This is a genomic window from Nonomuraea sp. 3N208, from assembly GCF_052245935.1.
Taxonomy (GTDB): domain Bacteria; phylum Actinomycetota; class Actinomycetes; order Streptosporangiales; family Streptosporangiaceae; genus Nonomuraea.
The window spans coordinates 13613-37287 of sequence record NZ_JBQQBR010000007.1; the positions used below are offsets into that span (position 1 = coordinate 13613).

Here is a 23675-nt window from a genome sequence, read left to right on the forward strand (position 1 = left end):
TTCAGAACCCCATCAGGTTGGGCGTGATCTTGGTGTAGCCGTGGTCGGCCATGTGCAGGTCGATGGGCACGGCGGCCAGCTCGTCCACGTGCGGTACGGCGTGGGGGTCGCGGCCGAGGTCGATGTCGATGAGGTAGCGGCGGCAGGTCTCGCAAGACTCGGCCCTGAGGTGCGGGAACAACGCGTCGCCGTTGGCGGTCCCATGCCCGACTCGCGGTGCGGCCCGTGCGCCGCCGCTCTCCTGCGGCTCCGCGGGGGCCTCGACGTGGACGGTTCGCTTACCTGTTTCGCCGCATTGCGGGCAGGTGGTGGCGGAGAAGGTCCACTCGTGGGCGCATCGGGCGCATCGCAGCATGCGGCGGCCGCTCACGAGCGGGTCGTCGCTCGCGAGGCGGTAACTGAGCTGCGGCGCTCCGCCGCACGCGGGACAGCGCCCGGGCCCTGGCTCTCCCCGGCCGGCTCCGGCGCCCGCCGGCCCGTCGCCCTCCGCCGCCTCGTGGCCGGGCGGCGTGGAGAGCGGGACGACGCGCATCGTGGCGCGCGCGAGGTAGCGCTCCACGGGCGCGAGCTCCTCACCGGCGAGCCAGGCGTCCAGCAGGCCGCCGCCCGAGCCCGCGGCCGTCCCGGGCGGGCCGTTGCGGGCGGCGGGCGGAACGGGGCGCGAAGCCGGGGTCAGGAGGCCGTTGCCGACGGCTATGCGGACCGCGGCCGCCAGAAGCGGGGGGCCATGAGCGGCGGTCGCCTCGATGACGCGGGGCAGCACGTGCACGTGCGCCCACTCCACCGCCCCATCGGACGGGACGCGGTCGCCTACCGACTCCCAGGCCTCCACCAGCGCCACGTACAGCCCGAGGACCTCGGCCGCGTGCGGATATCGCTCCCGCAATTCCCCGGCACGTACCCGCTCCCTGGCGAACATCAGATCTTCTCGATGTTCACCAGGAACGCCTTGTACTCCGGCGTCCGCGAGCTCGCATCCCCCACGAACGGGGTGAGGGCGTTGGCCAGCCAGTGCTGCCCGGTGTTGATGCCCACGAACCCCCAGTGGATGGGGATGCCGATCTGGTACACCCTCCGCCCGTCCACGTCGAGCGGCCCGAGCCGGTTGGTCACCACGGCCCGCACCTCGAGCTTGCCCCGCCGGGACGACACCCGCACGCGGTCACCCGTCGAGATGCCCTTCTCCCTCGCCAGCGCGGCCGGCACCTCCACGAACGCCTCCGGTTGCAGCTGGACCAGGTGCTCGACGTTCTGCGTGACGTAGTGCTCGTGCTCGGTCAGCCGGTACGAGGTCGCCACGTACGGGTAGTCAGCAACCGTGCCGAACCGGTTCGGCCGCCCGGCCCGCTCGTCGTACCTGAAGGCCACCGGCGTCGCCGACACCTCCGGATGCAGCGGGTTGGCGATGGGCGACTCGATGGGCTCGTAGTGCTCGGGGAACGGCCCGTCCGCCACCGCGTTGCTGAACAGGCGGCCCACGCCCTCGCCGGTCATGATGAACGGCAGCGGCGCGTCGGGGCCCGGCGCGGTCGTCGGCGGGTAGTCGGGCACGTCGCCCACCCACTCGCCGTTCTCCCAGGCGATGCCGGGGCGCGACGGGTCCCATGGCCGGCCGTTCTCGTCGGCGGAGGCCCGGTTGTAGAGGACACGGCGGTTGGCGGGCCAGCTCCACGCCCAGTTCGGGTAGAAGCCCATGCCGCTGGGGTCGTTCTTGGCCGGATCCTGCACACCGTCCCGCCGCTTGGCCAGGTTGCCCTCCTCCGGGTAGTGGCCGGTGTAGATCCAGTCGCCCGCGCTGGTGGTGCCGTCGTCCTTGAGGTCGGCGAACGTGGCCAGCCGCTTGCCGGTCCGCAGGTCCCGGCCGTTGATCTCCTGCGCGATCTCGTCCAGCTCGGGTTTGCGCGGGTTGGCGTACGGCAGCGCCATCTTCAGCACCGGGTCGGGGAACTTCCCGCCTTGGGCTTCGTACAGGTCCCTGACCCGCAGGAACAGCTCGGAGAGTATCCAGTGGTCGTGCCTGGCCTCGCCCTCCGGCGGCAGCACCTGGTCCTTCCACTGCACCCAGCGGCCACTGTTGGTGAACGAGCCGTCCTTCTCGATCCAGTGGGTGGCCGGGAGCATGAACACCTCGGTCTGGATCTTCGCCGGATCCATGCCGGGGGCCTGCCAAAACTCGGAGCTGGTGGTGGCGAACGGGTCCATCACGCACAGCCACTTGAGGTTCGACAGCGCCTGGAGCACCTGGTTGGAGTCGGGGCCGATGCTGGTCGCGGTCATCCCGGACAACATGACGCCCTGCATCTTGCCGCGCAGCGCCTGGTCGAAGATCGAGATCCAGGAGGCGTTGGCGGCGGGCTTGGGCAGGTAGTCGAAGGCGAACTCATTGTCCTTGGTGGCGGCGTCGCCGTACCAAGCCTTGAGGAGGCTGACCAGGTAGCGGCGGTAGTTCTCGCCGAAGAAGTTCACCGCCCTGGCATGCAGCTTGACGCTGGCGCTCTCGCCCAGATACGCCTTGATGTCCTTCTGGCCTGGTGCCGGGATGCGGAGGTAGCCGGGCAGGATGTCCCAGGAGATGGCGTGGTCGGTGTTGCCCTGGATGTTGGCGTGGCCGCGTTCGGCGTTCATGCCGCCACCGGGGCGGCCCATGTTGCCGAGCAGCAGTTGCAGGATGGCGCCCGAGCGGATGAGCTGCACGCCGGTGGTGTGGTGGGTGAGGCCGACGGCGTACACGATGGTCATGACCTTGTCCGGGCGGCCCATCTCGCCGACCTGCCTGGCCACCTGGAGGAACTGATCGCGCGGGATGCCGGTGATGCGGGCGACGGTGTCGGGGTCGTAGCGCTGGTAGTGGGCGCGGAGCAGGTTGAGCACGGAGCGTGGGTGGTCGAGCTCGATCCTGGCGTGGCCCTCGTCGTCCGTCTCGTACGCCCACAGCTTGGTGTTGTAGACGCCCTGCTCCTGGTCGTAGCCGTTGAACATGCCGTCCTGGAAGGCGTACCCGTCCTTGACCACGAAGCCCGCGTTGGTGGCCCACCTGACGTAGTCATCGTGATAGAGCCGATTCGCCAGCACATAGTTGACGAGGCCGCCGAAGTAGGCCACATCGGTGCCGGTCCGAATACGGACATAGGTGTCGGCCACCGCCGAGGTCCGCGTGAACCGCGGATCCGCGTGGATGATCTTCGCGCCCCTGTCGAGCTTGGCCCGCATGAGCCAGCGGAAACCCACCGGGTGGGCCTCGGCCGGGTTGGCGCCGTTGACGAGGATCAGGTCGGCGTGCCTGATGTCACGCCAATGATTGGTCATGGCCCCTCGGCCGAACGTGGCAGCCAAACTGACCACCGTGGGACCGTGTCAAACACGGGCCTGTTGTTCGAGGTGAACCAGGCCCAACCCCCTCATCAGCTTCGTGGCGAGATAACCCTCTTCCGAGCTGAACGCCGCCCCGCCCGCGAAGGCGACACCCTCGCAGCGGTTGACGACGTTGCCGTCGGCGTCCTGGGTGACGAACGTGGCGTCACGCGAGGCCTTGATGTTCCTGGCGAGCCGGTCGAGCGCGAACTCCCAGGAGACCTGCTTCCACTCCGCCGCTCCCGGCGCGCGGTAGAGCGGGTGCGGCACCCGCCTGCGCGAGACGGCCAGCTGCAGCGACGTCGCGCCCTTCGGGCACAGTGTGCCCTCGTTGACCGGGCTGTCCGGGTCGCCCTCGATCTGCAGCAGCTCCGTCTTGCCGTTCGCGGCCTTCTTGGTGTGGGCGATGAGCGAGCACCCGACCGCGCAGTACGGGCAGAGCGAGTGCGACAGGGTGGCCCCTTCGATACGGAGCCGCTGCTTGACCCTGATCGAGTCGGTCAGGTCGAACCCCAGGGCGGAGCCGCCGAGCGCCCCTGCCGGGCCGATGCTCAGGAACTGCCGCCGGGTGACCTCCATGACCGGACTCCCTCAGTGCCGTTCACTTTCTTCACCGTATGATCTGACCGGTTGTGCGTCTACCCCTGGGCGAGTTGGAGGTCATGGCGGCCGCCCGGATCGTCGGGGTTACGCAAGAGGTCGAGCAGTCTCGAATCGGCCGGCACGAGCACGCCGTGATCGCCGCGTTCGGCCGCCAGCCGCAGCGTCTCCCGCCAGGCGGCCCGCCCGGACGGCACGGCGACGGACACCCACCGCCCCGCCCCGGCCTCTTCGTACGTTCCGTCGCCGCCGTGCCGCACGCGAGCCTCCACCTGGGTGCCGGCGATGAGGGCGAGCCGTCCGCGGCTCAGCCGCTCCACCGTCGCCAGCACCCGCGGCGCGGGCGCCTGCGGCACGGCCACGACCAGGAGCGATCGGTAGGTCAGCGCGGCGAGGGCGGCGCTCAGCGTGAGCGGATCGAGCGACGGCGCCGCGCCGTGCTCCATCCAGAGCGCGTCGGCCCCGGCCGCCTCGAACGCCACCGCGTCGGACAGCCACTCCCCCGGATCCTCCGGTGGCCTCGGCAACACAACCCCGACCCGCACCCGCTCGCCCGGTTCAGTCACGGCGCCACTCCCCTGCCCACGATTCGGTCACGGCGCCGCTCCCCTGTCTACGACGACCCTCAGCCGGTCGTCGATCCTGCGGGTGAGGCGGAGCCTGTCGAGGTGCTCCAGCAGCGGGATCACGACCCGCCGGTTCGTCCCGAGCGCGACCCGCGCGTCCGCCGCCGTGAACGGCTGCGGCAACGTCGCGAGGATCCGCGCCGCCTCAGTGTCGGCGCCCGGTAGCAGCACCACTCCGTCGGCCAGCCGCAGCACCATCCCGGCCCGCGCGGCGAGCGCGACCATCCGGCTGCCGAGGCCGAGCGCGGGCAGCCGCGCCGCCTCCGGCGCGAGGTACGGCGTCCCGGCCAGCTCGGCACGCAGCCGCTCGACGGCGCTGACGACCTCGGCCGGCACGCCGTCTCCGTCGATCCTGCCGTCGGACACGTTCAGCGGCGGGCAGCCCTTGACCAGCGCCTCGACCAGGTCCCGCGCCGGCAGGCCGAGAGCGGTACGCGCGGCGTCCACCGGGATGCCCGGCTGCTCGGCCACGATCGCCCTGAGCCGCTCCGCCAGCCTCGCCCACCACGCGGGATCGACCGCCCAGTCACCGGCCCCGGGCACGTCGAGCCCTCCCGGATCGCACCCCATGGCGGCCAGCTCGGACCGCCGCACCACCCCACGCCACCCGAGCACGGTGGCGGCATCAGGCACCCCGCTCCCCGGCGCCCCTGCCCGGCCGGTCACCATCCCCGTGTGGGGCACCGCGCCGCCGGGCTCTCCCGCGACGTCCGGGACGGCGAACGACGCCAGCTGGGCCGCGCGTTTCGCGGCCGCGCCACGGCGACGCAACGTCGGTGGCCGCACGTCGAGCACGAGCACGCTGGTGATCGGCCGTCCCGAGCACCGCAGCAGCGCCCGATCTCCGACGCGCAGGGGAAGCGCGTGGGCCAGCGTCAGCCGCACCGCCCCGGCGCCCGGCCGCGCCGGGCCGATGGCGCGCACGCGTACCGGCACCGAGGCCGACCCGATGTGCAGGACGGCCTCGCGGGGCGCGGGCCCGCCGTCCAGCCGCACGTCCACCACGTCGGTCTCCAGCCATGCCTCCGGCGTGAGCAGCGTCTTCCCGCGCACTGCCCGCTCGCGCTCGACACCGCGCAAGTTCACCGCCACGCGAGCGGTGGCCGTGACCTCGTCCACCGGCTCGCCCGCGATCTGCAGCGCCTTCACCCGTACCCGTTCGCCGTCCAGGACGAGCGGGTCCCCGGCTCTGAGCGTGCCGCCGGCGAGCGTGCCGGTGACCACCGTGCCCGCGCCCGTGATCGTGAAGGCCCGGTCGATCCACAGCCGCACCGGAGCCCTGGGGTCGGGCGGCGGGAGCGTGGAGACCAGCAGGTCGAGCCCGCGGCGGAGGTCGTCGAGCCCTTCGCCCGTGGCACCGCTCACCGTGACCACAGGCCAGGAGGGCATCCGCTCACGGGCCTCCTCCACCGCCAGCGCGGGATCCATGAGGTCGCACCGGGTGACCACCAGCAGTCCACGCTCCACGCCGAGCGCCTCGATCGCCTCCCAGTGCTCCTGGGACTGGGCCTGCCAGCCCTGGTCGGCGGCCAGGACGAACATCACGGCAGGCACCGGGCCGAGCCCGGCCAGCATGTTGGTGACGAACCGCTCGTGCCCCGGCACGTCCACGAAGGCCAGGCGGCGGCCCGACGGCAGCGTGGTCCAGGCGAAGCCGAGATCGATGGTCATGCCGCGGCGGCGCTCCTCGGCCCACCGGTCGGGTTCCATCCCGGTGAGCGCGCGGACCAGCGTGGACTTGCCGTGGTCGACATGTCCGGCCGTGGCGATCACGTACATGCCAGCACCGCCTCCACCAGCTCGTCGTCCAGTTCGGGCGGTACGGAGCGCAGGTCGAGGAGGAGCCGGCCGCCGGCCACCCGCCCGACCACGGCCGGGTTGCCCAAGCGGAGCGGGCGGGCGAGGCGCGCGGGCAGGGCGATCGCCACACTCGGCAGCTCCCATCCGGGCGCTCCCCCGCCGCCCACGACGGCCACGCTCTCTACCACCTCACACTCCATCCGCCCCGCCCCGCCCGGCTCAGCACGGCTCGCCCCGCCCGCGCCCGGCCGGTTGACGCCGTCGCCCGTCTCGCCGGCCCCCATGGCGCGCTGCTCGTGCCGGGTGCCGAGGATGACGTCGGCCACGTGGTGCGCGCGGCGGCGTAACCGCTCGGTGTCGGTGTGGAGCGCGAGCCGAACTGGTGGGTCCGAACGGAGCGTCGCCTCCAGGGCGGCCAGGGTCAGCTTGTCCACGCGTAAGGCGCGGGCGAGCGGATGGCGGCGCAGGCGCTGCACCAGGTCGGCGCGGCCCAGGATCAGCCCCGCCTGTGGCCCGCCGAGGAGCTTGTCGCCGCTGGCCGTCACCAGCGCAGCTCCTTCACGCAGCGCCGTGCCGACGTCGGGCTCGTCCGGCAGCAGCGGGTCCGGCGCCAGCAGCCCTGAGCCGACGTCGACTACCACGGGCACCGGCAGCGTGCTCAGCTCCGCGACCGAGGCGGCGGCGGTGAAGCCCTCGACACGGAAGTTGGACGGATGGACCTTCAGCACGAACGCGGTCCCGTCGCCGATGGCGTCGGCGTAGTCGCGGACGTGGGTGCGGTTGGTGGTCCCGACCTCGCGCAGTCGAGCGCCCGTGGATTGGAGTAGATCGGGGAGGCGGAACCCGTCCCCGATCTCCACCATCTCGCCGCGGCTGATGACGATCTCCCGCCCGGCCGCCAGCGCGGTCGCCGCCAGCACCAGCGCCGCCGCGTTGTTGTTGACGACATGTACGTCCTCCGCGTCCGGAACAGCCGCCGCCAGCGCGCCCATCGCCGCCCGCCCGCGCCGCGCCCGCTCCCCCGTCACCGGGTCGAACTCGACGTCCGTACATCCGGCGGCCGCGCTGATCGCCTCGACCGCGGCGGGCGAGAGCGGAGCGCGGCCCAGGTTGGTGTGAACGAGGACGCCCGTAGCGTTGATCACCCGGCGGGAGCCGCCGGCCAGGGCGGACACGGTGGCCGCCACGACGTCCTCGGGCGCGATCCGCCCTTCCCTGGCCCGCTGCTGCGCAGCGACGACCGCGGCCTTGGCGACGGCCCGGCCCGCGCCACCGGCCGCCGCCACCACCCGGGGGTCGGCCAGTACGGCGTCGGTACGCGGAATCCGCCGCCGCGGATCATCCTTCATCTGTGACCTCACGCGGAGGCGCACGGGAATCGAACCCGCCGGCGACGCCGCGCGCCGCCCACCGGTTTTGAAGACCGGGGTGCCCACCAGAACACAAGCGCCTCCAAGAACGATTCTCACGATATGACGGATACCAGGCGTACGCAGTACGCCTGTGGCGGCGGTTGCGCTTGCAAGATCCGCCCGGCGAGGTGGAGGCGGTGGCCGGGCGGCCGCCCCGGTCTGCGGCCGGGCGCTGATCATCAGGTAGCCCGGCCGGGCCTGCCAGGTTACGTTGGGTAGAGCCCCCACTGAGACCTGCGAAGGAAGTGGTTCCCGTGCTCTACCTGTTCGGCTTCGAGCAGATCGGCGTGGCCGTCAGCGACATCTACTTCGTCGACCCGAACCCGATCCCGGGCCAGGAGGGGGCTGAACGAGGCGTGCGCCTGGAGATCCGCAGGCTCGAACCCGGTGAGTTGAAGGGCTCGATCTACTCGGCTCGGCCGATCACGGTCGATCGGCCGCTCTGGCGCATCGACCTGCTGGAGTCGGTCGACAGCCCGCCGGGCAGCTTCAACCGCACCCATCACCACCCGTCCATCGACGGGTGGGAGCCTGGGCCGCGGGTTTTCGACACGGAGTTGTCCGGCGAGCCGCTGAAGTGGCTGGCGGAGCGGCTTGCCGATCTGGACGGTGTGCTGGAGGAGGTCGGATTGGACCGGAGCGAGGTGTCTCCGGCGGATGTGGCGGGGCTGCGCGAACGGGCGCCGGAGATCGTCGACACCGTTGGGCGGCTCCTGGAGCGCATCCGCGTCGGGGAACTGGGCACCCCGCCGGACGAGTCCGCCACCAGCGTGCGAGCCAGCTGGCTCTGACCCCGTGCGCTTTGCTCGTCGCCCAAGCACAGCACGGGATGCCGCGGCGGTCTGCGAAGAGGGGGCGGGCCTGCGCGGTCCCGCCCCCTCTTCGCGGGCAGCTACCGCCCGCTGATGGGCAGGGACGCCCAAAAGGCGCAGTTGCTCGGCACGGACGTGTCGACCGGCCGGATGCCGCCCGCGCCAGGCGCCAGGCTCAGCACGTCGCCGGACGTGCGGAAACGGGGCCAGTGCGAGGCCTGGGCGGCGGCATGGGGCCGGCCGTCTCTGGCGAACGACGTCCAGTAGGCCACCATGGCGTCCGACAGCCGCTCCTGCTCGGCGTTCAGCGGCCCCCCGAACAGGCCGGGGAACAGGTACGGCAGCTCCGCCGCGTGCGCGGCGCCCTCCTCGAAGCCGGGCACGTCGATCAGCGGCGGCGCCGTCCGGTCGGCGAACTGGTAGCCGTAGGTCGGCACCCCGGCCCGCGCGAACAGCCGGAGCGCGTCCTGATGCCCGCAGGTCGCCAGCGGCCCGCCGAAGTCTGTCAGCACGGTGGCCAGGGCGGTCCGTGGGTCGGGATAGTTCGCCGCGGGGTAGCGGGCCAGGATCGCGTCGGCGGCAGCCCCGAACGTGGCACGCACGTACGCCTCATACTCCGCCGCAGAGATGGGGTCGGTGATGAACAGGCGCATCTCGTCCAGGTTGTTGCCGTGCATCACAGGAACGCGGTTGAACCGCCCGCTCGCGATCGCCTCGTGCGGCTGCGCGGGCAACACATGGTCGCCTCCCGCCACCGCGTAGGGGTCCGGGTCCTGGAAGGCGTCCACCAGTGTCTTGACCGGCAGCGCGCGCAAACACGAGACGGTGTCATCGGCCGCGCATAACACCGCCTGTGCGAACGTGACCGCGCTCGCCTCCGCGCCGGCCTCCGTACGGGTCGGGTACGCGCAGCTGTAGCTCTGACCGATGGCCTTGTGGAAGAGCCCGGCCGCGGTCGGGGACGCGAGCAGGGCGCAGATGTCGGCCGAGCCCGCCGATTCTCCGAACAACGTCACGTTGCCCGGGTCGCCGCCGAACGCCGCGATGTTGCGCCGCACCCACCGCAGCGCCGCCTGCTGGTCGAGCAGCCCGTAGTTCCCGGCCTGGTAGCGCTCGCCGGCCTCCAGCGCAGGGTGCGCCAGCCAGCCGAGCACGCCGAGCCGGTAGTTGACCGACACCACCACCACGTCGCCCTCGACGACCAGTTTGGACAGGTCGTACAGCGCGCTGCTGCCCGTGGTGTTGCCGCCGCCGTGCACCCACACCATGACCGGCAGCCGCGTGCCGCGCCGGGGGGCGCTGACGTTGAGGTACAGGCAGTCCTCGCCGTACGAGGCCTGACCTCCGTACGGGGTGGCGGGCTGCGCGCACTGGGCGGCGGGGGCCGTCGCGTCCCGGACGCCCGCCCACGGCTCGGCCGGGCGCGGCGCCTGCCAGCGCAGCACGCCGACGGGCGGCTCGGCGTACGGGATGCCGCGGAACGCCCGGTGGTCCTGCAGCACGTCCCCCTTGATCACGCCCTTGTCGGTACGTACCAGCGCCGGGGAGCGGGCGTCGGCCGCGGCCGGGGCCGCAAGGGTGGTGGTGAGGAGCAGAATCGCTACGGCGGGAATGAGGCGCACGGAGATCTCCTTCCGGCGGGAGCGCCCTGACCGTACACGTGCGGGCGCCCCGACGGTACACGCGCGCACGTCTCTCGCCTAGATCCCGTCGGTCAACTCCACCACGGCGTGAATGAGCTCGGCGCCGGTCAGCATGGACAGGTCGTTGTGCCCTGCTCCGGCCAGCTCCACGGTCGTCACCTTGCCCCCGGCGGCCTTGGCGACCGCCCTGCTCAGCCGGGCCGGCACGATCGTGTCGCGGGTGCCGTACGCGACCACTGTGGGCGCCCGCACAGCCGCGATCTGCTCCGCCACCGGGAACCGATCACGCAGCAGCAGCCGCACCGGCAGGAACGGGTAGTTGGCCTGACCGGCCGCCGCCAGGTCGGTGAAGGGCGAGCGCAAGACCAGCCCGTCCGGCGGGTGCTCCAGGGCCAGCCGGGTCACCACCCCCGCGCCCAGGCTCTCGCCGAAGTAGACGACCCGGCCGTCCCCGAGGAACGCGCGGGCGGCAAGGGCGTCGAGGTGTAGTCCCTCCTCAGTCGGGACGCCCGGGTTGCCGCCGTAGCCGCGGTAGTCCATCAGCAGCACCGGCAGCCCGTGCGCCGCCAGCGCCCTGGCCAGCGGCGCCCGGTGCAGCCGGTTGCCCGCGTTCCCGCCCGCGATCAGCACGGTCACGTCGCGCTCCCCGGGCACGTACCAGGCGTTGAGCCGCAGCCCGTCGCCGGTGGTGAACGAGACGTCCCGCGCGCCCGGGACGACCTCCCCGGCCGGCGGCACGGCGGACCGGTCAGGCAGGTAGATGAGCTGCCGTTGGAACAACCACAGCAGCCCGAGCAGCAGGAGCACCACCGCGACGATCACGAGAGCGGCCCGGGTCAGCGACGTCACGCATCAAACGGTACGCCCGCCTGGACGACGTGGCGGATGTGCTTGGGGTCGGCCAGCACGCCGATGTCCGCCAGCGGGTCACCGTCGAGCACCAGCAGATCGGCGTGCGCGTCCACCGCCAGCGTGCCGATCTCGCCCGCCATCCCGACCAGCTCGGCCGCGCCCGCCGTGGCGGCCCGCAGCACGTCGATCGGGTCCTGTACCTCCCGCCGCAGCCGGAACTCGTGGTTCTGGTGCCGGTGCATGCCGCCGAGCAGGTCCGTCCCGTACGCCAGCCGCACCCCGCCCCGCGTGGCCCGCTCCAGCGCGACCAGCCCGGCCTCGAGGACCTCGTCGACCTTGCGCCAGCTCGCCTCAGGCAGCCCGAACGCCCGGCCCTCCTCCTTCAACGCCCAGTACGTCACCAGCGTCGGCACCAGGAACGCGTGGTGCGCGAGGAACAACTCCACGCTGCGGTCGTCGATCAGGTTGCCGTGCTCGATGGAGCGGACCCCGGCCTCCAGCGCCCGGTTGACGGCGCGGGCGGTGTAGGCGTGCGCGGCCACGTACCGGTTGGCCGCCTCGGCCTCCTCGACGGCCGCGCGCAGCTCTTCCATCGAGTATTGAGTCGAGTCGATGCGGTCGGTCGGCGACGCCACGCCTCCGGAGGCCATGACCTTGATGTGGTGCGCCCCCTTGCGCAACTCGTCGCGGGCGGCCACGCGGACCGCGTCGACCCCGTCGGCGACGCGCCCGACGCCCGCGCAGCACGGGTGGTCGTCGTGCAGGTGCTCGCCCCGGCCGCGGAAATCGGCGTGGCCGCCGGTCTGACTCAGCCCTTTGCCGCAGAACAGCAGCCGCGGCCCTCGGATCAGCCCCTCCGCCTGCGCGTCGGACAGCCCGTAGTCGGCGCCGGACACGTCGCGGACCGTGGTGAAGCCGCGGCCGAGCATCTCGCCCATGATCCGGGCGCTGTGCGCGGCCACGTACGACGGGGACATGCGGCCGAGCGCGCCGAGGTCCGCGGTGGAGGCGGTGACGTGCACGTGCGCGTCGATCAGGCCGGGTACGACGTACGCGCCGGCGACGTCGAGCACCCGCACGTCCGACGGCGCCCGCAGCCCGGGACCCGCCTCCACGACGCGGCCGTCCGCGCACCGCAGATCCCCCTCGGTGTACTCGCCCGAGCGGACGTCCAGCACCAGGGCGTTACGCAGCAACAGGTTCACCGCGCGCCTCCGCGCAGGGCGGGCGCGGCGAGCGGCGCGAGCGATTCGGCCACGGTGACCGACGTCTCGTCGTAGGCGCCCTCGGCGTCGAGGATGTTGAGCACTCCCAGCACCTGGCCCTCGTCGACCACCGGCACGTTGATGATGGCCCCGCAGCCGAGGCGCTCGATCAGCTCGTGATCGGCGAACACCTCACGGACCGCCGCCTGGTCCGGTCCGAAGAAGGGCTGCCGCCCCTCGATGCAGGTGGCCAGCCAGCCCTGCGCGACCTCCACGGTCTTCTCCCCGCCGACGGGGTACTCGGCGGGATGGCTGGTGTGGACGCGGCGCAGCGCCTGCCGTTCCGGCACCCAGGCCAGCACGGTGAAGAGCCGCACGCCCAGCTCCTTCCGCACACGTGACTCCAGCTCATCCAGCACGCTCACTTGACACCCTCCTTGGCCGGCTCGGTCAGCTCTTCCAACGATCGCCCAGCCGTGGCCAGGCCGAACACCACCACGCAGACGACCCCCGCCACCAGCACCGCCGTGGTCAGCCCGAACACTCCCGCGAAGCCGAGGCTGGCGGCGGACAGACCGATGATCGTCGGGGCGAGGATGCTGCCCACCCGCCCGAACGCGCTCGACAGGCCGGTTCCGGTGGCGCGGATCCAGGTGGGGAACACCTCGGGCGTGTAGGAGTAGACGCCCGCGTACGTGCCGTTGAGGAAGAAGGACAACACCGCGCCCGCCAGCGTGATCGTGACCGGCGAGTCCATCTGCGACAACCAGAACGCGCTGACCGCCGAGCCCGCCAGGTAGAGGGCGATCGTGTTCTTGCGGTCCAGCCGCTCCGACAGCCAGGCCGCCGAGAAGTAGCCGGGGACCTGCGCCAGATAGATGATGATCGAGAACTCGAAGCTCTTGGTCACCGTGATGCCGCGCTGCACGAGCAGGGTCGGGATCCAGGAGAAGAACCCGTAGTACGAGAACGTGATCACGAACCAGATCAGCCAGATGACCGCCGTCCGCCGGGCCATGAGCGGGCTCCAGAGGAAGCGCAGCGCACTGAGCAGGTTCACCTTCGGCGCGCCCGCCGAGGGCGGGGTGGCCGACTCGGGCACCGGCGGCAGCGGCTCGCCCGTGGCCCGCTCGACGCGGCGCTCGAGGTCGGCCACCACCGCCTCGGCCTCGTCCACGCGACCATGTTGCAGCAGGAACCGCGGCGACTCCGGCAACGATCGGCGCCACCACAACAACATCACGATCGGGAGCGCGGTGATCACCTGCGCCACCCGCCAGCCGTCGTCCATCGTCGGCACCACGAACCGCCCGATCAACGCGGCCATGACGAACCCGAACGAGAAGAACCCGGCCAGCGCGCCGATGAACCACCCGCGCCGGTTGGCCGGCACGAACTCCGACAGGAACGGCGCGATGATCGCGCTCTCCGCGCCCGCGCCCGCCCCGGCCAGCACCCGGCTCGCCAGGAACACCTCGTAGTTGGGCGCGAACGCGGCGACCACCGAGAAGACGGCATAGAAGGCGAGCGCGTACATCATGACCTTCTTGCGGCCGATGCGATCGCCGAGCAGCCCGGCGATGGCCGCGCCGAACAGGAACCCGAAGGGGGTCGCGGACCCGATCAGGCCCAGCTGGCCGTTGTTCAGGCCCCAGGCATCCTGCGCGCTCGGCAGCAAGAACGCGACCACGGCCGAGTCCATGCCGTCGAACGTGTAGCCGAGGCCGCCGATCAGGAGGAGGAGGTAGTGCGGACGGCTCAGGGGGAGCCGGTCCAACCGGGCCAGCAAGGTCATCGAACACACCCTTTCGACCGAATTTGTCAGCAACATACAGTGCAATTTCATGGATCTGCAATAATCTTTGCAATTCGGTCGTGTTACGAGCGCGTAGCATGTTCCCGGCCCGCAGCTCTGCCGAGAGAAGGATCCGTTGACCGACAGCTTCGAGGACTGGCTGGGCGCCCGGACGCCCGAGCGCGGCCTGCGCGGCAAGGCGGCCGCGGTGCTCGAAGTGCTGCGCTCCCAGCCGCGGCGGGCGTCCTTCGGGTCGGCGGGAGAGCTGGCCCAGCTCGCGGGCGTCAACGTGGCGACCGTTACGCGCACCGCACAGGCGCTCGGCTTCGCCGGCTGGCCGGCGCTCCAGCAGGAGCTGCGGGCCCGCTACCTGTCCTCACTCAGCGCGGGACAGGTCGCCGCCGAGCACCGCGGCACCGGCACGCCCAGCTCCCGGTCGCTCCGCCGCGACCTCGACAACCTCGCGCTGCTCAACAGGCGCCTGGACGAGGCGGTTCTGCTCACCATCGCCGAGGCGATCGCGACCGCCCGCCGCACGGTGATCGTCGCCGACGGCAGCTACGCCGCCATCGGCCTGGCCCTGGCGCACAATGCCCGCCTCGCGGGCTACCCCGTCACGGCGGTGACCACGGGCGACGCGGAGCTGGCCAACGCGATGGCCACCATCGGCGCCGGCGACGTCCTGATCGCCATCAGCTTCTGGCGGCTGTACGAGAGCACCGTGCTTGCGGCCAACGAGGCCCGCTCGCGCGGCGTGCGGGTGTTCGCGCTGACGGACGCGGCCAGTCCCGCCCTGGCAGAGGCGGCAGAGGAAGTGGTCATGGTGCCGGCCGAAGGCGAGGCGTTCTTCCCATCGCTGACGGCCGGGCTGGCGGTCGCACAGGCGCTGGTCACGCAGCTGGCGGCGGTGGACCCGGCCCGTACGGGCGCCTCGATCGAGGCGGCGGAGGCCATGTGGGCGAAGTTCGGCCTCCTCCACCGCCGCCCGGCAGGACAGAGCCCGGCCCACTAGAATTCCCGCGTGCCGGTGAACGGGTTACGGGTTGCCGCAGGCGTCGTCACAGTAACGGGCGCGCTGGTCGCGGGTTTTTTGCTGATCAGCGCAGGCGGGGACGAGCCGCCGCAGGCCCGCGACAAATTGGCGCTCGGCCCCACCACGGTACGCAAGAGCGTCCTGGTGGATACGCGGGGCGCCGTCCTGGAGGAGTTCTCCGGGGACTGCGCGGACAGCAAGCTGCCGTATCTGTGCAAGCGGGTGCGCGAGGAGTTGCTCGCGCTCGACGGGCGGCTGCTCACCCGCGGCGGCCTGACCATCGAGACGGCGATCGACCAGCGCATGCAGCAGGCCGCCCAGCAGGCCATCGACCGCCATGTCGGCCGCGACGACAAGCACGTCGCCGTGCAAGCCATGGTCGTGCCGGGCAGCGGCGAGATCAGGGCGCTGGCCACCAGCCGGGGTCCCGGAGACGCGCGCGGCATTCAGCAGGGCACCACGGCCATGGTGTACACGCTGGCCGCCGCGCTCGAAGCCGGCATGCGTTTCGAGGACGGTTTTCCCTACAGCGACCGATACCGCGCGCCCTCCTACGCCGCGTTCAAGAACTGCGCCGACCAAGCGATCGGTGACCCGGCGCATTCGGTCGTCAACCGCAAAGGGCAGAGTCACGACGCCTTCACGACCCTTCGGTCGGGCACCTGGGCCGCAGAGAACACGTTCTTCCTGAAGGTGTCCGAGCACGTCGGCCTGTGCAAGAGCGTGGAGATGGCCAAACGGCTCGGCCTGGCCCGCGCCGACGGCATGAAGCTCGCCGAATTCGAGACGTTCACGCTGGGCGTCAACGAGGTGGACCCGGTGTCGGTCGCCACCACCTATGCCACGCTCGCCGCCCACGGCAAGCATTGCGAACCGATGGCCGTCACCGAGGTCCGCGACGGTTCGAGGGTGCTGCACGCCGTCGCACCGCGCTGCCGTGCGGCGGTGGCGCCGGAGGTGGCCGACGCGGTGACGGACGTATTGTCAGGCGCGCTGGCCAGGAGCCGGCTCAAGGGACTCGGGCGCGACGCGGCAGGCATGGACGGCACCACCGACAACTACGCGAGCGCCTGGTATGCCGGTTACACGCCGGACCTGGCCTCCGCCGTCGCCCTCGGCGCCCCCGGCGGACCCAACGCGCACCGGCTGATCGACGTCACCATCGGCGGCCGCCGCTATGCGTACGTGACCGGCACGTCGATCCCCGGCCCCATCTGGAAGGCCTCAATGACGGCGGCCTTGGGCGGCGCCCCCGAGACAGCGTTCACGAAGCCCGACACGGCCCGGTTCGGCGGTTGCCGGGACAGGTGCGCGCAGTAGGCCGGAGAGTACGATGAGCGCGTGGATCGTACTCACCATCCTGGGTACACTCCCGCGACCGAGACTCGGCGACTCATAGCCCACGGCTTGCCGAAGGTCCTGCCGGAGACCCTCGGCGGACGGCATCGTTTCTCGCCGCTCTCCCTCTACGTCGGCGACCGGCTCGCCGCGACGGCCTTCGCCAGGCTCGACGACGTCGGCCTGTTCTGGCTCGACGTCTGGGTCCTGTCGCTCAGCCGCGGCGGCCGCTGGAGCCTGCGCGACGGCACCAGCACCGCGGCGGGACCCGCCGACGACCTCCTGGCCCCGAGCCCCGCGGCCACCGCGCTGAACGGGCACGGCCGGGCGGACGGCACAGCGCGGTCCGACATCAACGCGGGCCGGTGGTTCCCTTGGCCGGCCAGGTGGGTGACGTACGGCGTCGTACGGCTGTCGTCGGAGGTGGGCGCCGTCAGGTTCGAGGGCCGGCACATCATGGTCCCTGAGCACGGCCTGCAGGTGCTGGCCTGGTCGCCGAACCACAAGAAGGAGACGAGCGTGGAGCTGCTCGACCAGAAGGGCGAGCCGATCTCCACGCTGCCCCTCACGTAGCCGACCGGCTCAGGAGGCGTGGCCGAGCAGTGACTCCAGCTCGGCCACCGCGTGGGCGCGGTGCACGTCGAGCGTGGCGACGGCCTCGTCGGCGGCACGGCGGCGCAGGGCGTCCAGGGTCGCGCGATGCTCCTTGATCACCCGCTCACGGTTGCCGGCGTCCCCGTAGTACATCGACCGGTACGCATCCGTCGTATCCCACAGCGTCCTGATCAGCCGGGCCAGCCGCGGCATGCCCGCGCACTCGAACAACATCATGTGAAACAGCCGGTTGGCGGTGGTCATGGCCAGGACGTCACCCGCGGCGGCGGCCCGCTCGACCTCGTCCTGGGCCGATTCCAGCCGGTCGAGGTCGGCGTCGGTGAGACGATCGACGGCCCGCCGCACGGCCTCTTCTTCCAGCAGCTCACGAATGCGGTAAACCTCGCGCAGGTCGTCGAGGGAGAGCATGGCGACGCAGTAGCCCTTGTGGGCCTTGTACGTCACCAGGCCCTCGCCCTCCAACGTCTTGAGCGCCTCGCGCAGGGGGACGCGGCTCACCTGGAGCTCCTCGGCCAGCGCGTCCTGCCGGATCGGCGCGCCGGGACGCAGGCGGCCGGTCGTGATGGCACGGCGCAGCTCACCCAGCACGAACTGCTGGGCCGTTGGCGGCCTGCGTCGTGCCTCGTCCGGACTCACGGCCCCAATATCTCACGAACCCACGCGTCGTCCTCCCCGAGCTCCGGCGGCGGGCGCCGGTAAGAGGGCGGGGTGGCGCTGAGGCGGATGGGGTTGGCGACCTGGCCGACTCCGCCGAGTTCCACGGCGGGCTCCAGGCCGAGGCCGTCGGCGAGGGCGAAGGCGGCGGCCAGGTCGTTGATCGGGCCGCAGGGCACTCCGGCAGCGGTGAGCAGCCCGAACCACTCGTCGGCCGGGCGCTCCCGGAGGGCGGCGTTCAGCTCCGTGACCAGCGCCTCGCGGGCGGCGACCCGGCCGGCGTTGGTGGCGTAGCGGGTGTCCTCCGCGAGGTCCTTGCGGCCCAGCGTCTCGCAAAGGGCCTGGAACAGGCGGTCGTTGCCGGCCGCGATCACCAGCGGACGGTCGGCGGTCTCGAACACCTCGTACGGGACGATGCTCGGATGCCGGTTGCCCATGGCCCGCGGCACGACTCCGGCGGCGGCATAGGCGGAGGAATGGTTGGTGAGCGCGGAGAGGATGGAGGACAGGAGCGAGACCTCGACGCGCTGCCCCTCGCCGCCGCCCGACGTCTGCCCGTCCGAGACTCGCCCGCCCTTGCCAGTCCGGTCGCGGTGCCGGAGCGCGGCCAGGATGCCAAGGGCGGCGTGCAGGCCGGTGATCACGTCCACCAGCGCCACGCCCGCCTTCGTCCCGGGCCCGTCCGGCTCGCCGGTGACGCTCATGAGCCCGCCGACCGCCTGCGCGATCAGGTCGTACCCGGGCAGCCCGGCCCCGGCCCCTGACCCGAACCCGGTGATCGAGCAGTAGATCAGCCCCGGGTTCAGCTCCCGCAGCGCGTCGTACCCGAGCCCGAGCCGCTCCATCGTCCCCGGCCGGAAGTTCTCCACGAGCACGTCCGCGCGGGCCGCCAGGGCCCGCGCGACCTCCACGTCGGCCCGCAGATCGAGCGCGATCGAGCGTTTGTTGCGGTTGACCCCGAGGAAGTACGTGGCCTCGCCCCCGGGCCCGTACGGCGGCCCCCACGCGCGGGTGTCGTCCCCGGCCCCGGGCCGTTCCACCTTGACCACGTCGGCCCCCAGATCGGCCAGCAGCATGGTGGCGTACGGCCCGGCCAGCACCCGGCTGAAATCCGCGACCAACAACCCCGACAACGCTCCCGTCACGCGCCCTCCTTCGTCGGTCGCGTGACGGACGTGCTGTATCTGATTGTTCGCTCGCAACGCTGGCTCACGGACGTGCTGTGCCCGATTGTTCGCTCGCTACGCTCGCTCACGCGGCGCCCCGAGGTCCCGGGTGAAGATGGCGGCCCGCTCGACCTCCCGCGCCGAGGCGAACCGGCCACACGCGGCTGGGCCGAGGGGGAGGGCGAGGAGTTCGCCGACACAACCCGGCCCGGCCGGCCGAAGTGGTGGCCACCGATCAAATTCAGAACGTCCATGGTCAACGCATCCTAACTATGCAATATTGGATTTTCAATATTGGATCCAAAATACAGGAGGCCGGTAACGATGATCGCCCCGACCGCGCTGTTCGCCCTGGACACGCTGCTCACCGACGAGGAACGCGAGATCAGGACCACGGTCAGGAAGATGTGCGACCGCGAGATCCGGCCGCACGTCGCCGGCTGGTTCGAAGAGGGGCGACTGCCGGCCCGCGAGCTGGCCCGTGCCCTCGGCGAAGTCGGCGTGCTCGGCATGCACCTGGAGGGGTACGGCTGCGCCGGCCTCGGCGCGGTCGCGTACGGACTGGCCTGCCTCGAACTGGAGGCCGCCGACTCGGGCCTGCGCAGCCTCGTGTCCGTGCAGGGCTCGCTCGCCATGTACGCGATCTGGAAGTACGGCAGCGAGGAGCAGAAGCAGGAGTGGCTGCCCGCGATGGCCACCGGCGAGCGCATCGGCTGCTTCGGCCTGACCGAGCCGGACTTCGGCTCCGACCCGGGCGGCATGCGGACGACGGCCAAGCGCGAGGGCGGCGACTGGGTGCTCAACGGCACCAAGATGTGGATCACCAACGGCTCGGTCGCGGACGTGGCCGTGGTGTGGGCTCGTACGGAAGACGGGATCAGGGGGTTCCTGGTCCCGGCGGGCACGCCAGGCTTCACCGCCAACGACATCAAGCACAAGGTGTCGCTGCGTGCGAGCGTGACGAGCGAACTCGTGCTGGACGGGGTGAGACTCCCTGACGCGGCCGTGCTGCCGGGCGCACGCGGCCTGTCAGGGCCGCTGGGCTGCCTGAACGAGGCCAGGTTCGGGATCGTGTTCGGCGCGATGGGGGCGGCGCTCGACTGCCTGGAGACGGCCATCGCGTACGCCGGCGACCGCGAGGTGTTCGCCAAGCCGCTGTCGTCGTACCAGCTCACTCAGGAGAAGCTCGCCGACATGGCGTTGGAGCTCGGCAAGGGCCTGCTGCTCGCGGTGCACCTCGGGCGGCTGAAGGAGGCGGGAACGATCACGGCCGAGCAGGTGAGCGCCGGCAAGCTGAACAACGTGCGCGAGGCCCTGGAGATCGCCAGGACGTGCCGCACGGTGCTCGGCGCGAGCGGCATCACCCTCGAATACCCGGTGATCAGGCACGCCGTGAACCTCGAGTCGGTCCTCACCTACGAGGGAACCTCGGAGATCCACACGCTTGTCCTGGGCAAGGCGCTGACCGGGATCCCCGCGTTCCACTGAGCCGATTAACCGGCCGGCTCAGAAGGTCTGCCAGGTCTCCTCCGTGACCTGGCAGGGGCCGCCTTTGTGCACCCGCATCCGCCCGGCGGGCACGTCGAGCGCGATCGTGGCGACCGTCTCCCACCGCTGGTTGATCGGCTGCGTCAGGTCGGGGTGGGCGCAGACGGGCGCCGCGTCGGGGCCGTGGCTGAGCATGGCCAGCGCCCGCGCGGTGTGGTCTTCGCTGCTCAGGCCCTCGGTATGGTCCTCCAGGTGCTGGAGCCTGACGTATGTGCTGGGCCGGTCGGTGGCGTGCCGCTCCCCCATCGCGAGCCCGGGGGCGAGGAAGTGGTTGCAGTGCTGCAGCACGCCGCGCTCCGGCGAGATGACACCGACCCCGGCCGGGGAGATCTCGATCGAGGCGGCGTCGTCCGAGGTCACGGCGGTGATGACGGTGGAGGCGGAGACCGGGGCGGACCAGGCGAGGGCGATGGCGTCCTCGACGGTGGCGGCCTCCTCCAGGATCCTGCGGGCGATCAGGTGCACGGGCACGCCGAGATCGGTGGAGTCGGACTCGTGGCGCAGGATGTTGAAATGGATGCCGAGCCCGGCCGTGTTGACCCCGATCTTGGCCAGCGCCCCGGCCTCCGTGAACGTGCGCACCACGTGCCCGGGACGGCTCTCCAGCTCCCAGAGCATGGGCGCGTCACGCAGGTGGTCGTGCCAGTCCCAGGTCTGCACCGTACGCGGCCCGGGCAGCACGACAGACGTGGAGCACTCCCCCTCACCGACCGCGTCGACGGCAGCAAGGATCTCGGTGCGGGCATTGATCATGGCCACCTGCCAGGGCTCCAGCCCGGCGCCGGACGCGATCCCGGCGATCTCCTCCGCCAAGTGCGGCGCCCAGCCGGCGGCGCGGTCGAGTGCCTGCTCACCCCACGTCCGGACCTGCGTGGCGGTGGCGCCAGCGACGGCGAAAAGGTCAGAGTAGCCGGCGAGGTTGGCGACGATCGCCTCTTGCCGGTGCGTGCCGAGCTCCTTGCCGCGGGCGCGGGGATCGATCTGCGTCGAGGTGAAGCTGGGGAAACTCATGAACCACCCATCAGGTCGGCGAGCCCGGGGTTCTCGGCCGCGAACGAGGCGCGGACGCGCGCGTACCGCTCGGCGTCGATGTCCTGGCTCAGCTTGAACATGCTCTGTTCGGTACGCACGTGCACACAAAAGCCCACTACCCCGGGTAGCAGTGCGGCGAACCTGTCCCGCGACGCCGCGGTCGGCTCCCAGGAGGTCGATCGGTTGTTCGCACCATCGGGACAGCGACGAGGCTACGCCGATGTCCGTTTTACTCACGTAAACACCTCCACTTCTCCCAGATGATCAGCGGGCGGTCGGCGGTGAAGCTCGGGGCCGTCCGGCTTACCCTCCTGACACCGCTCCACCCACCGGCTGACGCCGTGGGACTCCGTCAGGTGCAGGCGACCCGCTCGCCCCCGCGCCAGTTGGCGGGGGTGACATGCCGCTGGAAGCGGTGGTCTGCGCGCCGGCCCGGGCGGCGGCCGAGGTGGCGCCGTTGTTGCGGGAGGCCGGGGTGGATTTGCTGCTCGCCTCGTGCGTCGACAAGGCGGGCACACGCCAGACAGCACCGCCCGCCGGACGCGCGAGGGCCGTCCGGCGAGCGGCATTGTGTTGTCTCCGAGTTCAACCGGGGTCCGGTGATCGGAGCGCTCCCGTCGGGGACGTTATCTGACAGCTCAAATCCGCACAAATATCAGATCGATGTCAACGCCCATCCGTGCGGCCGCCCGCCCCCTGAATGCAGGGCGAGCAGCGGAAACGATCCCCCGGAGCCCGCGTGAGGCCGGTGAAAGTTTCGTCAGCCGCGACTGAAAAGCCATGATTGTCATCCGATGTGACCTGTCTCGACGAATAGGTCAAACGACATAGACGCCGACCAAGGACTGACACAGGGTGAAATTCACATCCCGGTGTCAAAGGAGGGAGAAATCATGTCAACCCCGGCTGTCGTTGAGCGTTCCGGCTCCAGCGGCCTGGGTGACGTCGTCGAGCTCATTCTCGACAAGGGGCTCGTGATCGACGCATTCGTTCAGGTTTCACTGATCGGCATAGAAGTCCTCACCATCCAGGCGCGGGTCGTGGTGGCCAGCGTTGAAACGTACCTGCGGTACGCGCAGGCCATCGAACGGCTCGACATCCGCGGCGACGGAGCCGAGGAAATCTCCGTCGACGTACGTGGGCCGATCGGCCCAGCGGCGCAGAAGGAGACCCAGGTCGTCGTCAAAGGCGTGACCGTCGAGACGGATGGTGAAAAGTCATGACGAACAAGTACATCTATGGCGTCACTCACAACACCGCCGACCTGCCGGCGCCCATGCTCGGGATCGGTGGCGCGCCCGTGACGCTGGTGACGCACGACCGGTGCGGCGCCCTGGTCAGCGACCTGCCGGCGGATCGCCCGCTCGGCACTCGCGACGACCTGCTCTCCCACGAGCGGGTGCTGGAGGACCTGGCCCGCCGGCGCATCCCCGTGCTGCCGTTCCGCTTCGGCGCGGCCATGACGGGACCGCAGGAGATCGCCGACGAGCTGCTCGCCGCCAACCAGGACGCCTTCCTTGCGGACCTGGAGCAGATCCGGGGCCGGGTCGAGCTGGTCGTGAAGGGCCGGTACGAGAACGACTCCGCGTACCTGGAGGTGCTACGCGAGGAGCCCGCGGTGCTGGAACTGCGGGAACGCATCCGCGGGGTGCCCGAGGAGTCCAGCTACGACGAGCGCTTGCGGCTCGGCGAGGTCATCGCCCAGGCCATGGCCCGCAAGCAGGCCGGCGACAGCGATCGGCTGGCGGCCGCGCTGTCGCCGTACGCCGAGCAGGTGGCGCCGCGCCCGCCCGCCAGGGAGGACGAGGTCGCGAACCTGGCGTTCCTGGTCGAGCAGGGGCAGGAAGACGGGTTCGAGCAGGCGATCGAGGAGCTCGGCCGGCAGTGGGCGGGCCGCGTACGGTTGCGCCTCGTCGGCCCGTTGCCTCCGTACGACTTCGTGGGCTCGCTGCAGGGGCGGCAGTCGTGATCACCAAGATGGTGACGTGGCCGCTCGCGCCCGCGTTCGCGGTCGTGCGGATGGCGGAGTTCCTGTGCGACCGCGCGGAGGAGCAGCTGTACGACCCGGTCCGGATCAGGCGTGAGCTGGAAGACGTGGCAGCCGATCTGGCCGCCGGTGAGATCTCCGAGGAGGAGGCGGCCGCGCGGGAGGAGGAGCTGCTGGACCGGCTGCTGCGGGCGCCGAGGAGGTGA

At 71.4% G+C, this 23675-nt stretch carries 24 protein-coding genes and 1 tRNA gene; 9 read left to right on the forward strand and 16 right to left on the reverse strand.

Annotation, left to right across the window (positions count from 1 at the left end; genetic code table 11):
• Nucleotide 1: 1 nt before the first annotated feature.
• From ACTWPT_RS11895 to ACTWPT_RS11925, 7 genes are all read right to left on the reverse strand, one after another.
• Nucleotides 2-919 (reverse strand): hypothetical protein, encoded by a 918-nt coding sequence (locus ACTWPT_RS11895; protein ID WP_443177364.1) that lies wholly within the window; start codon nt 917-919, stop codon nt 2-4.
• Nucleotides 919-3342 carry a formate dehydrogenase-N subunit alpha gene (gene fdnG, locus ACTWPT_RS11900; RefSeq protein ID WP_443177365.1) on the reverse strand — a complete coding sequence of 808 codons (2424 nt, stop codon included), beginning with the start codon at nt 3340-3342 and terminating at the stop codon, nt 919-921. Before fdnG ends, ACTWPT_RS11895 begins: the two co-directional genes overlap by 1 nt.
• Before the next feature lie 12 nt (nt 3343-3354).
• Nucleotides 3355-3930 carry a hypothetical protein gene (locus ACTWPT_RS11905; RefSeq protein ID WP_443177366.1) on the reverse strand — a complete coding sequence of 192 codons (576 nt, stop codon included), beginning with the start codon at nt 3928-3930 and terminating at the stop codon, nt 3355-3357.
• A gap of 59 nt (nt 3931-3989) precedes the next feature.
• A complete protein-coding gene (locus ACTWPT_RS11910; protein ID WP_443177367.1) occupies nt 3990-4517 on the reverse strand; it encodes an LLM class flavin-dependent oxidoreductase in 528 nt (175 codons plus the stop codon).
• A 27-nt stretch (nt 4518-4544) separates the two neighbouring features.
• Complete coding sequence (locus ACTWPT_RS11915; RefSeq protein WP_443177368.1) at nt 4545-6356, reverse strand: SelB domain-containing protein; 1812 nt, start codon at nt 6354-6356, stop codon at nt 4545-4547.
• The gene (gene selA, locus ACTWPT_RS11920; protein WP_443177369.1) at nt 6347-7726 is read right to left on the reverse strand and encodes an L-seryl-tRNA(Sec) selenium transferase; all 1380 of its coding nucleotides are present in this window, start codon (nt 7724-7726) and stop codon (nt 6347-6349) included. The genes ACTWPT_RS11915 and selA overlap by 10 nt, the downstream gene beginning before the upstream one ends.
• A 12-nt stretch (nt 7727-7738) precedes the next feature.
• Nucleotides 7739-7831: transfer RNA gene (locus ACTWPT_RS11925), tRNA-Sec, on the reverse strand.
• Between the two features lie 212 nt (nt 7832-8043).
• Between ACTWPT_RS11925 and ACTWPT_RS11930 the strand changes: the two genes are divergently transcribed.
• Nucleotides 8044-8580: a hypothetical protein gene (locus tag ACTWPT_RS11930; RefSeq protein WP_443177370.1), complete on the forward strand. Its 537-nt coding sequence runs from the start codon at nt 8044-8046 to the stop codon at nt 8578-8580.
• A gap of 101 nt (nt 8581-8681) precedes the next feature.
• Here ACTWPT_RS11930 and ACTWPT_RS11935 read toward each other — a convergent pair whose 3' ends face one another.
• The 5 genes from ACTWPT_RS11935 to ACTWPT_RS11955 form a co-directional block, all read right to left on the reverse strand.
• The gene (locus tag ACTWPT_RS11935; RefSeq protein ID WP_443177371.1) at nt 8682-10223 is read right to left on the reverse strand and encodes a carboxylesterase/lipase family protein; all 1542 of its coding nucleotides are present in this window, start codon (nt 10221-10223) and stop codon (nt 8682-8684) included.
• 78 nt (nt 10224-10301) lie between these two features.
• Complete coding sequence (locus tag ACTWPT_RS11940) at nt 10302-11093, reverse strand: alpha/beta hydrolase (protein WP_443177372.1); 792 nt, start codon at nt 11091-11093, stop codon at nt 10302-10304.
• Nucleotides 11090-12301: an amidohydrolase family protein gene (locus tag ACTWPT_RS11945; protein ID WP_443177373.1), complete on the reverse strand. Its 1212-nt coding sequence runs from the start codon at nt 12299-12301 to the stop codon at nt 11090-11092. Before ACTWPT_RS11945 ends, ACTWPT_RS11940 begins: the two co-directional genes overlap by 4 nt.
• Nucleotides 12298-12726 (reverse strand): GAF domain-containing protein, encoded by a 429-nt coding sequence (locus ACTWPT_RS11950; protein ID WP_443177374.1) that lies wholly within the window; start codon nt 12724-12726, stop codon nt 12298-12300. The genes ACTWPT_RS11945 and ACTWPT_RS11950 overlap by 4 nt, the downstream gene beginning before the upstream one ends.
• Complete coding sequence (locus ACTWPT_RS11955; RefSeq protein WP_443177375.1) at nt 12723-14096, reverse strand: MFS transporter; 1374 nt, start codon at nt 14094-14096, stop codon at nt 12723-12725. Before ACTWPT_RS11955 ends, ACTWPT_RS11950 begins: the two co-directional genes overlap by 4 nt.
• A gap of 136 nt (nt 14097-14232) precedes the next feature.
• Here ACTWPT_RS11955 and ACTWPT_RS11960 point away from each other — a divergent pair, with 136 nt between their 5' ends.
• From ACTWPT_RS11960 to ACTWPT_RS11970, 3 genes are all read left to right on the forward strand, one after another.
• Entirely contained in the window at nt 14233-15108 is an 876-nt protein-coding gene (locus ACTWPT_RS11960) for a MurR/RpiR family transcriptional regulator (RefSeq protein WP_443177376.1), read from the forward strand.
• 9 nt (nt 15109-15117) lie between these two features.
• The gene (locus tag ACTWPT_RS11965) at nt 15118-16449 is read left to right on the forward strand and encodes a hypothetical protein (protein WP_443177377.1); all 1332 of its coding nucleotides are present in this window, start codon (nt 15118-15120) and stop codon (nt 16447-16449) included.
• Between the two features lie 87 nt (nt 16450-16536).
• Complete coding sequence (locus ACTWPT_RS11970) at nt 16537-17040, forward strand: hypothetical protein (RefSeq protein WP_443177378.1); 504 nt, start codon at nt 16537-16539, stop codon at nt 17038-17040.
• A gap of 9 nt (nt 17041-17049) precedes the next feature.
• Here ACTWPT_RS11970 and ACTWPT_RS11975 read toward each other — a convergent pair whose 3' ends face one another.
• On the reverse strand, nt 17050-17718 hold the full coding sequence (locus tag ACTWPT_RS11975; protein ID WP_443177379.1) for a GntR family transcriptional regulator: 669 nt from the start codon (nt 17716-17718) through the stop codon (nt 17050-17052).
• Entirely contained in the window at nt 17715-18881 is a 1167-nt protein-coding gene (locus tag ACTWPT_RS11980) for a CaiB/BaiF CoA transferase family protein (protein WP_443177380.1), read from the reverse strand. The genes ACTWPT_RS11975 and ACTWPT_RS11980 overlap by 4 nt, the downstream gene beginning before the upstream one ends.
• 21 nt (nt 18882-18902) lie before the next feature.
• Here ACTWPT_RS11980 and ACTWPT_RS11985 point away from each other — a divergent pair, with 21 nt between their 5' ends.
• Both ACTWPT_RS11985 and ACTWPT_RS11990 read left to right on the forward strand, forming a co-directional pair.
• On the forward strand, nt 18903-19172 hold the full coding sequence (locus ACTWPT_RS11985; RefSeq protein WP_443177381.1) for a hypothetical protein: 270 nt from the start codon (nt 18903-18905) through the stop codon (nt 19170-19172).
• A gap of 54 nt (nt 19173-19226) precedes the next feature.
• Nucleotides 19227-20390 carry an acyl-CoA dehydrogenase family protein gene (locus tag ACTWPT_RS11990; protein ID WP_443177382.1) on the forward strand — a complete coding sequence of 388 codons (1164 nt, stop codon included), beginning with the start codon at nt 19227-19229 and terminating at the stop codon, nt 20388-20390.
• A gap of 18 nt (nt 20391-20408) precedes the next feature.
• Here ACTWPT_RS11990 and ACTWPT_RS11995 read toward each other — a convergent pair whose 3' ends face one another.
• Together ACTWPT_RS11995 and ACTWPT_RS12000 are read right to left on the reverse strand one after the other, a co-directional pair.
• On the reverse strand, nt 20409-21461 hold the full coding sequence (locus ACTWPT_RS11995; RefSeq protein ID WP_443177383.1) for a C45 family autoproteolytic acyltransferase/hydolase: 1053 nt from the start codon (nt 21459-21461) through the stop codon (nt 20409-20411).
• Nucleotides 21458-21580 (reverse strand): hypothetical protein, encoded by a 123-nt coding sequence (locus ACTWPT_RS12000; protein WP_443177384.1) that lies wholly within the window; start codon nt 21578-21580, stop codon nt 21458-21460. Before ACTWPT_RS12000 ends, ACTWPT_RS11995 begins: the two co-directional genes overlap by 4 nt.
• Before the next feature lie 774 nt (nt 21581-22354).
• Here ACTWPT_RS12000 and gvpJ point away from each other — a divergent pair.
• From gvpJ to ACTWPT_RS12015, 3 genes are read left to right on the forward strand one after another with little or no spacing between them, the layout of a single operon-like run.
• Nucleotides 22355-22705 (forward strand): gas vesicle protein GvpJ, encoded by a 351-nt coding sequence (gvpJ, locus tag ACTWPT_RS12005; RefSeq protein ID WP_443177385.1) that lies wholly within the window; start codon nt 22355-22357, stop codon nt 22703-22705.
• Nucleotides 22702-23451, forward strand: coding sequence for a GvpL/GvpF family gas vesicle protein (locus tag ACTWPT_RS12010; protein WP_443177386.1), 750 nt, complete (start codon nt 22702-22704; stop codon nt 23449-23451). Before gvpJ ends, ACTWPT_RS12010 begins: the two co-directional genes overlap by 4 nt.
• On the forward strand, nt 23448-23675 hold the full coding sequence (locus ACTWPT_RS12015; RefSeq protein ID WP_443177387.1) for a gas vesicle protein GvpG: 228 nt from the start codon (nt 23448-23450) through the stop codon (nt 23673-23675). Before ACTWPT_RS12010 ends, ACTWPT_RS12015 begins: the two co-directional genes overlap by 4 nt.

What these genes read in the sequence shown, in the direction of transcription:
- ACTWPT_RS11905 (WP_443177366.1), bottom strand. Translation starts at nt 3,930, where the DNA reads ATGGAGGTCACCCGGCGGCAGTTCCTGAGCATCGGCCCGGCAGGGGCG.
- ACTWPT_RS11990 (WP_443177382.1), top strand. Translation starts at nt 19,227, where the DNA reads ATGATCGCCCCGACCGCGCTGTTCGCCCTGGACACGCTGCTCACCGAC.
- ACTWPT_RS11915 (WP_443177368.1), bottom strand. Translation starts at nt 6,356, where the DNA reads ATGTACGTGATCGCCACGGCCGGACATGTCGACCACGGCAAGTCCACG.
- ACTWPT_RS11895 (WP_443177364.1), bottom strand. Translation starts at nt 919, where the DNA reads ATGTTCGCCAGGGAGCGGGTACGTGCCGGGGAATTGCGGGAGCGATAT.
- ACTWPT_RS11995 (WP_443177383.1), bottom strand. Translation starts at nt 21,461, where the DNA reads ATGAGTTTCCCCAGCTTCACCTCGACGCAGATCGATCCCCGCGCCCGC.
- selA (WP_443177369.1), bottom strand. Translation starts at nt 7,726, where the DNA reads ATGAAGGATGATCCGCGGCGGCGGATTCCGCGTACCGACGCCGTACTG.
- ACTWPT_RS11955 (WP_443177375.1), bottom strand. Translation starts at nt 14,096, where the DNA reads ATGACCTTGCTGGCCCGGTTGGACCGGCTCCCCCTGAGCCGTCCGCAC.
- ACTWPT_RS12010 (WP_443177386.1), top strand. Translation starts at nt 22,702, where the DNA reads ATGACGAACAAGTACATCTATGGCGTCACTCACAACACCGCCGACCTG.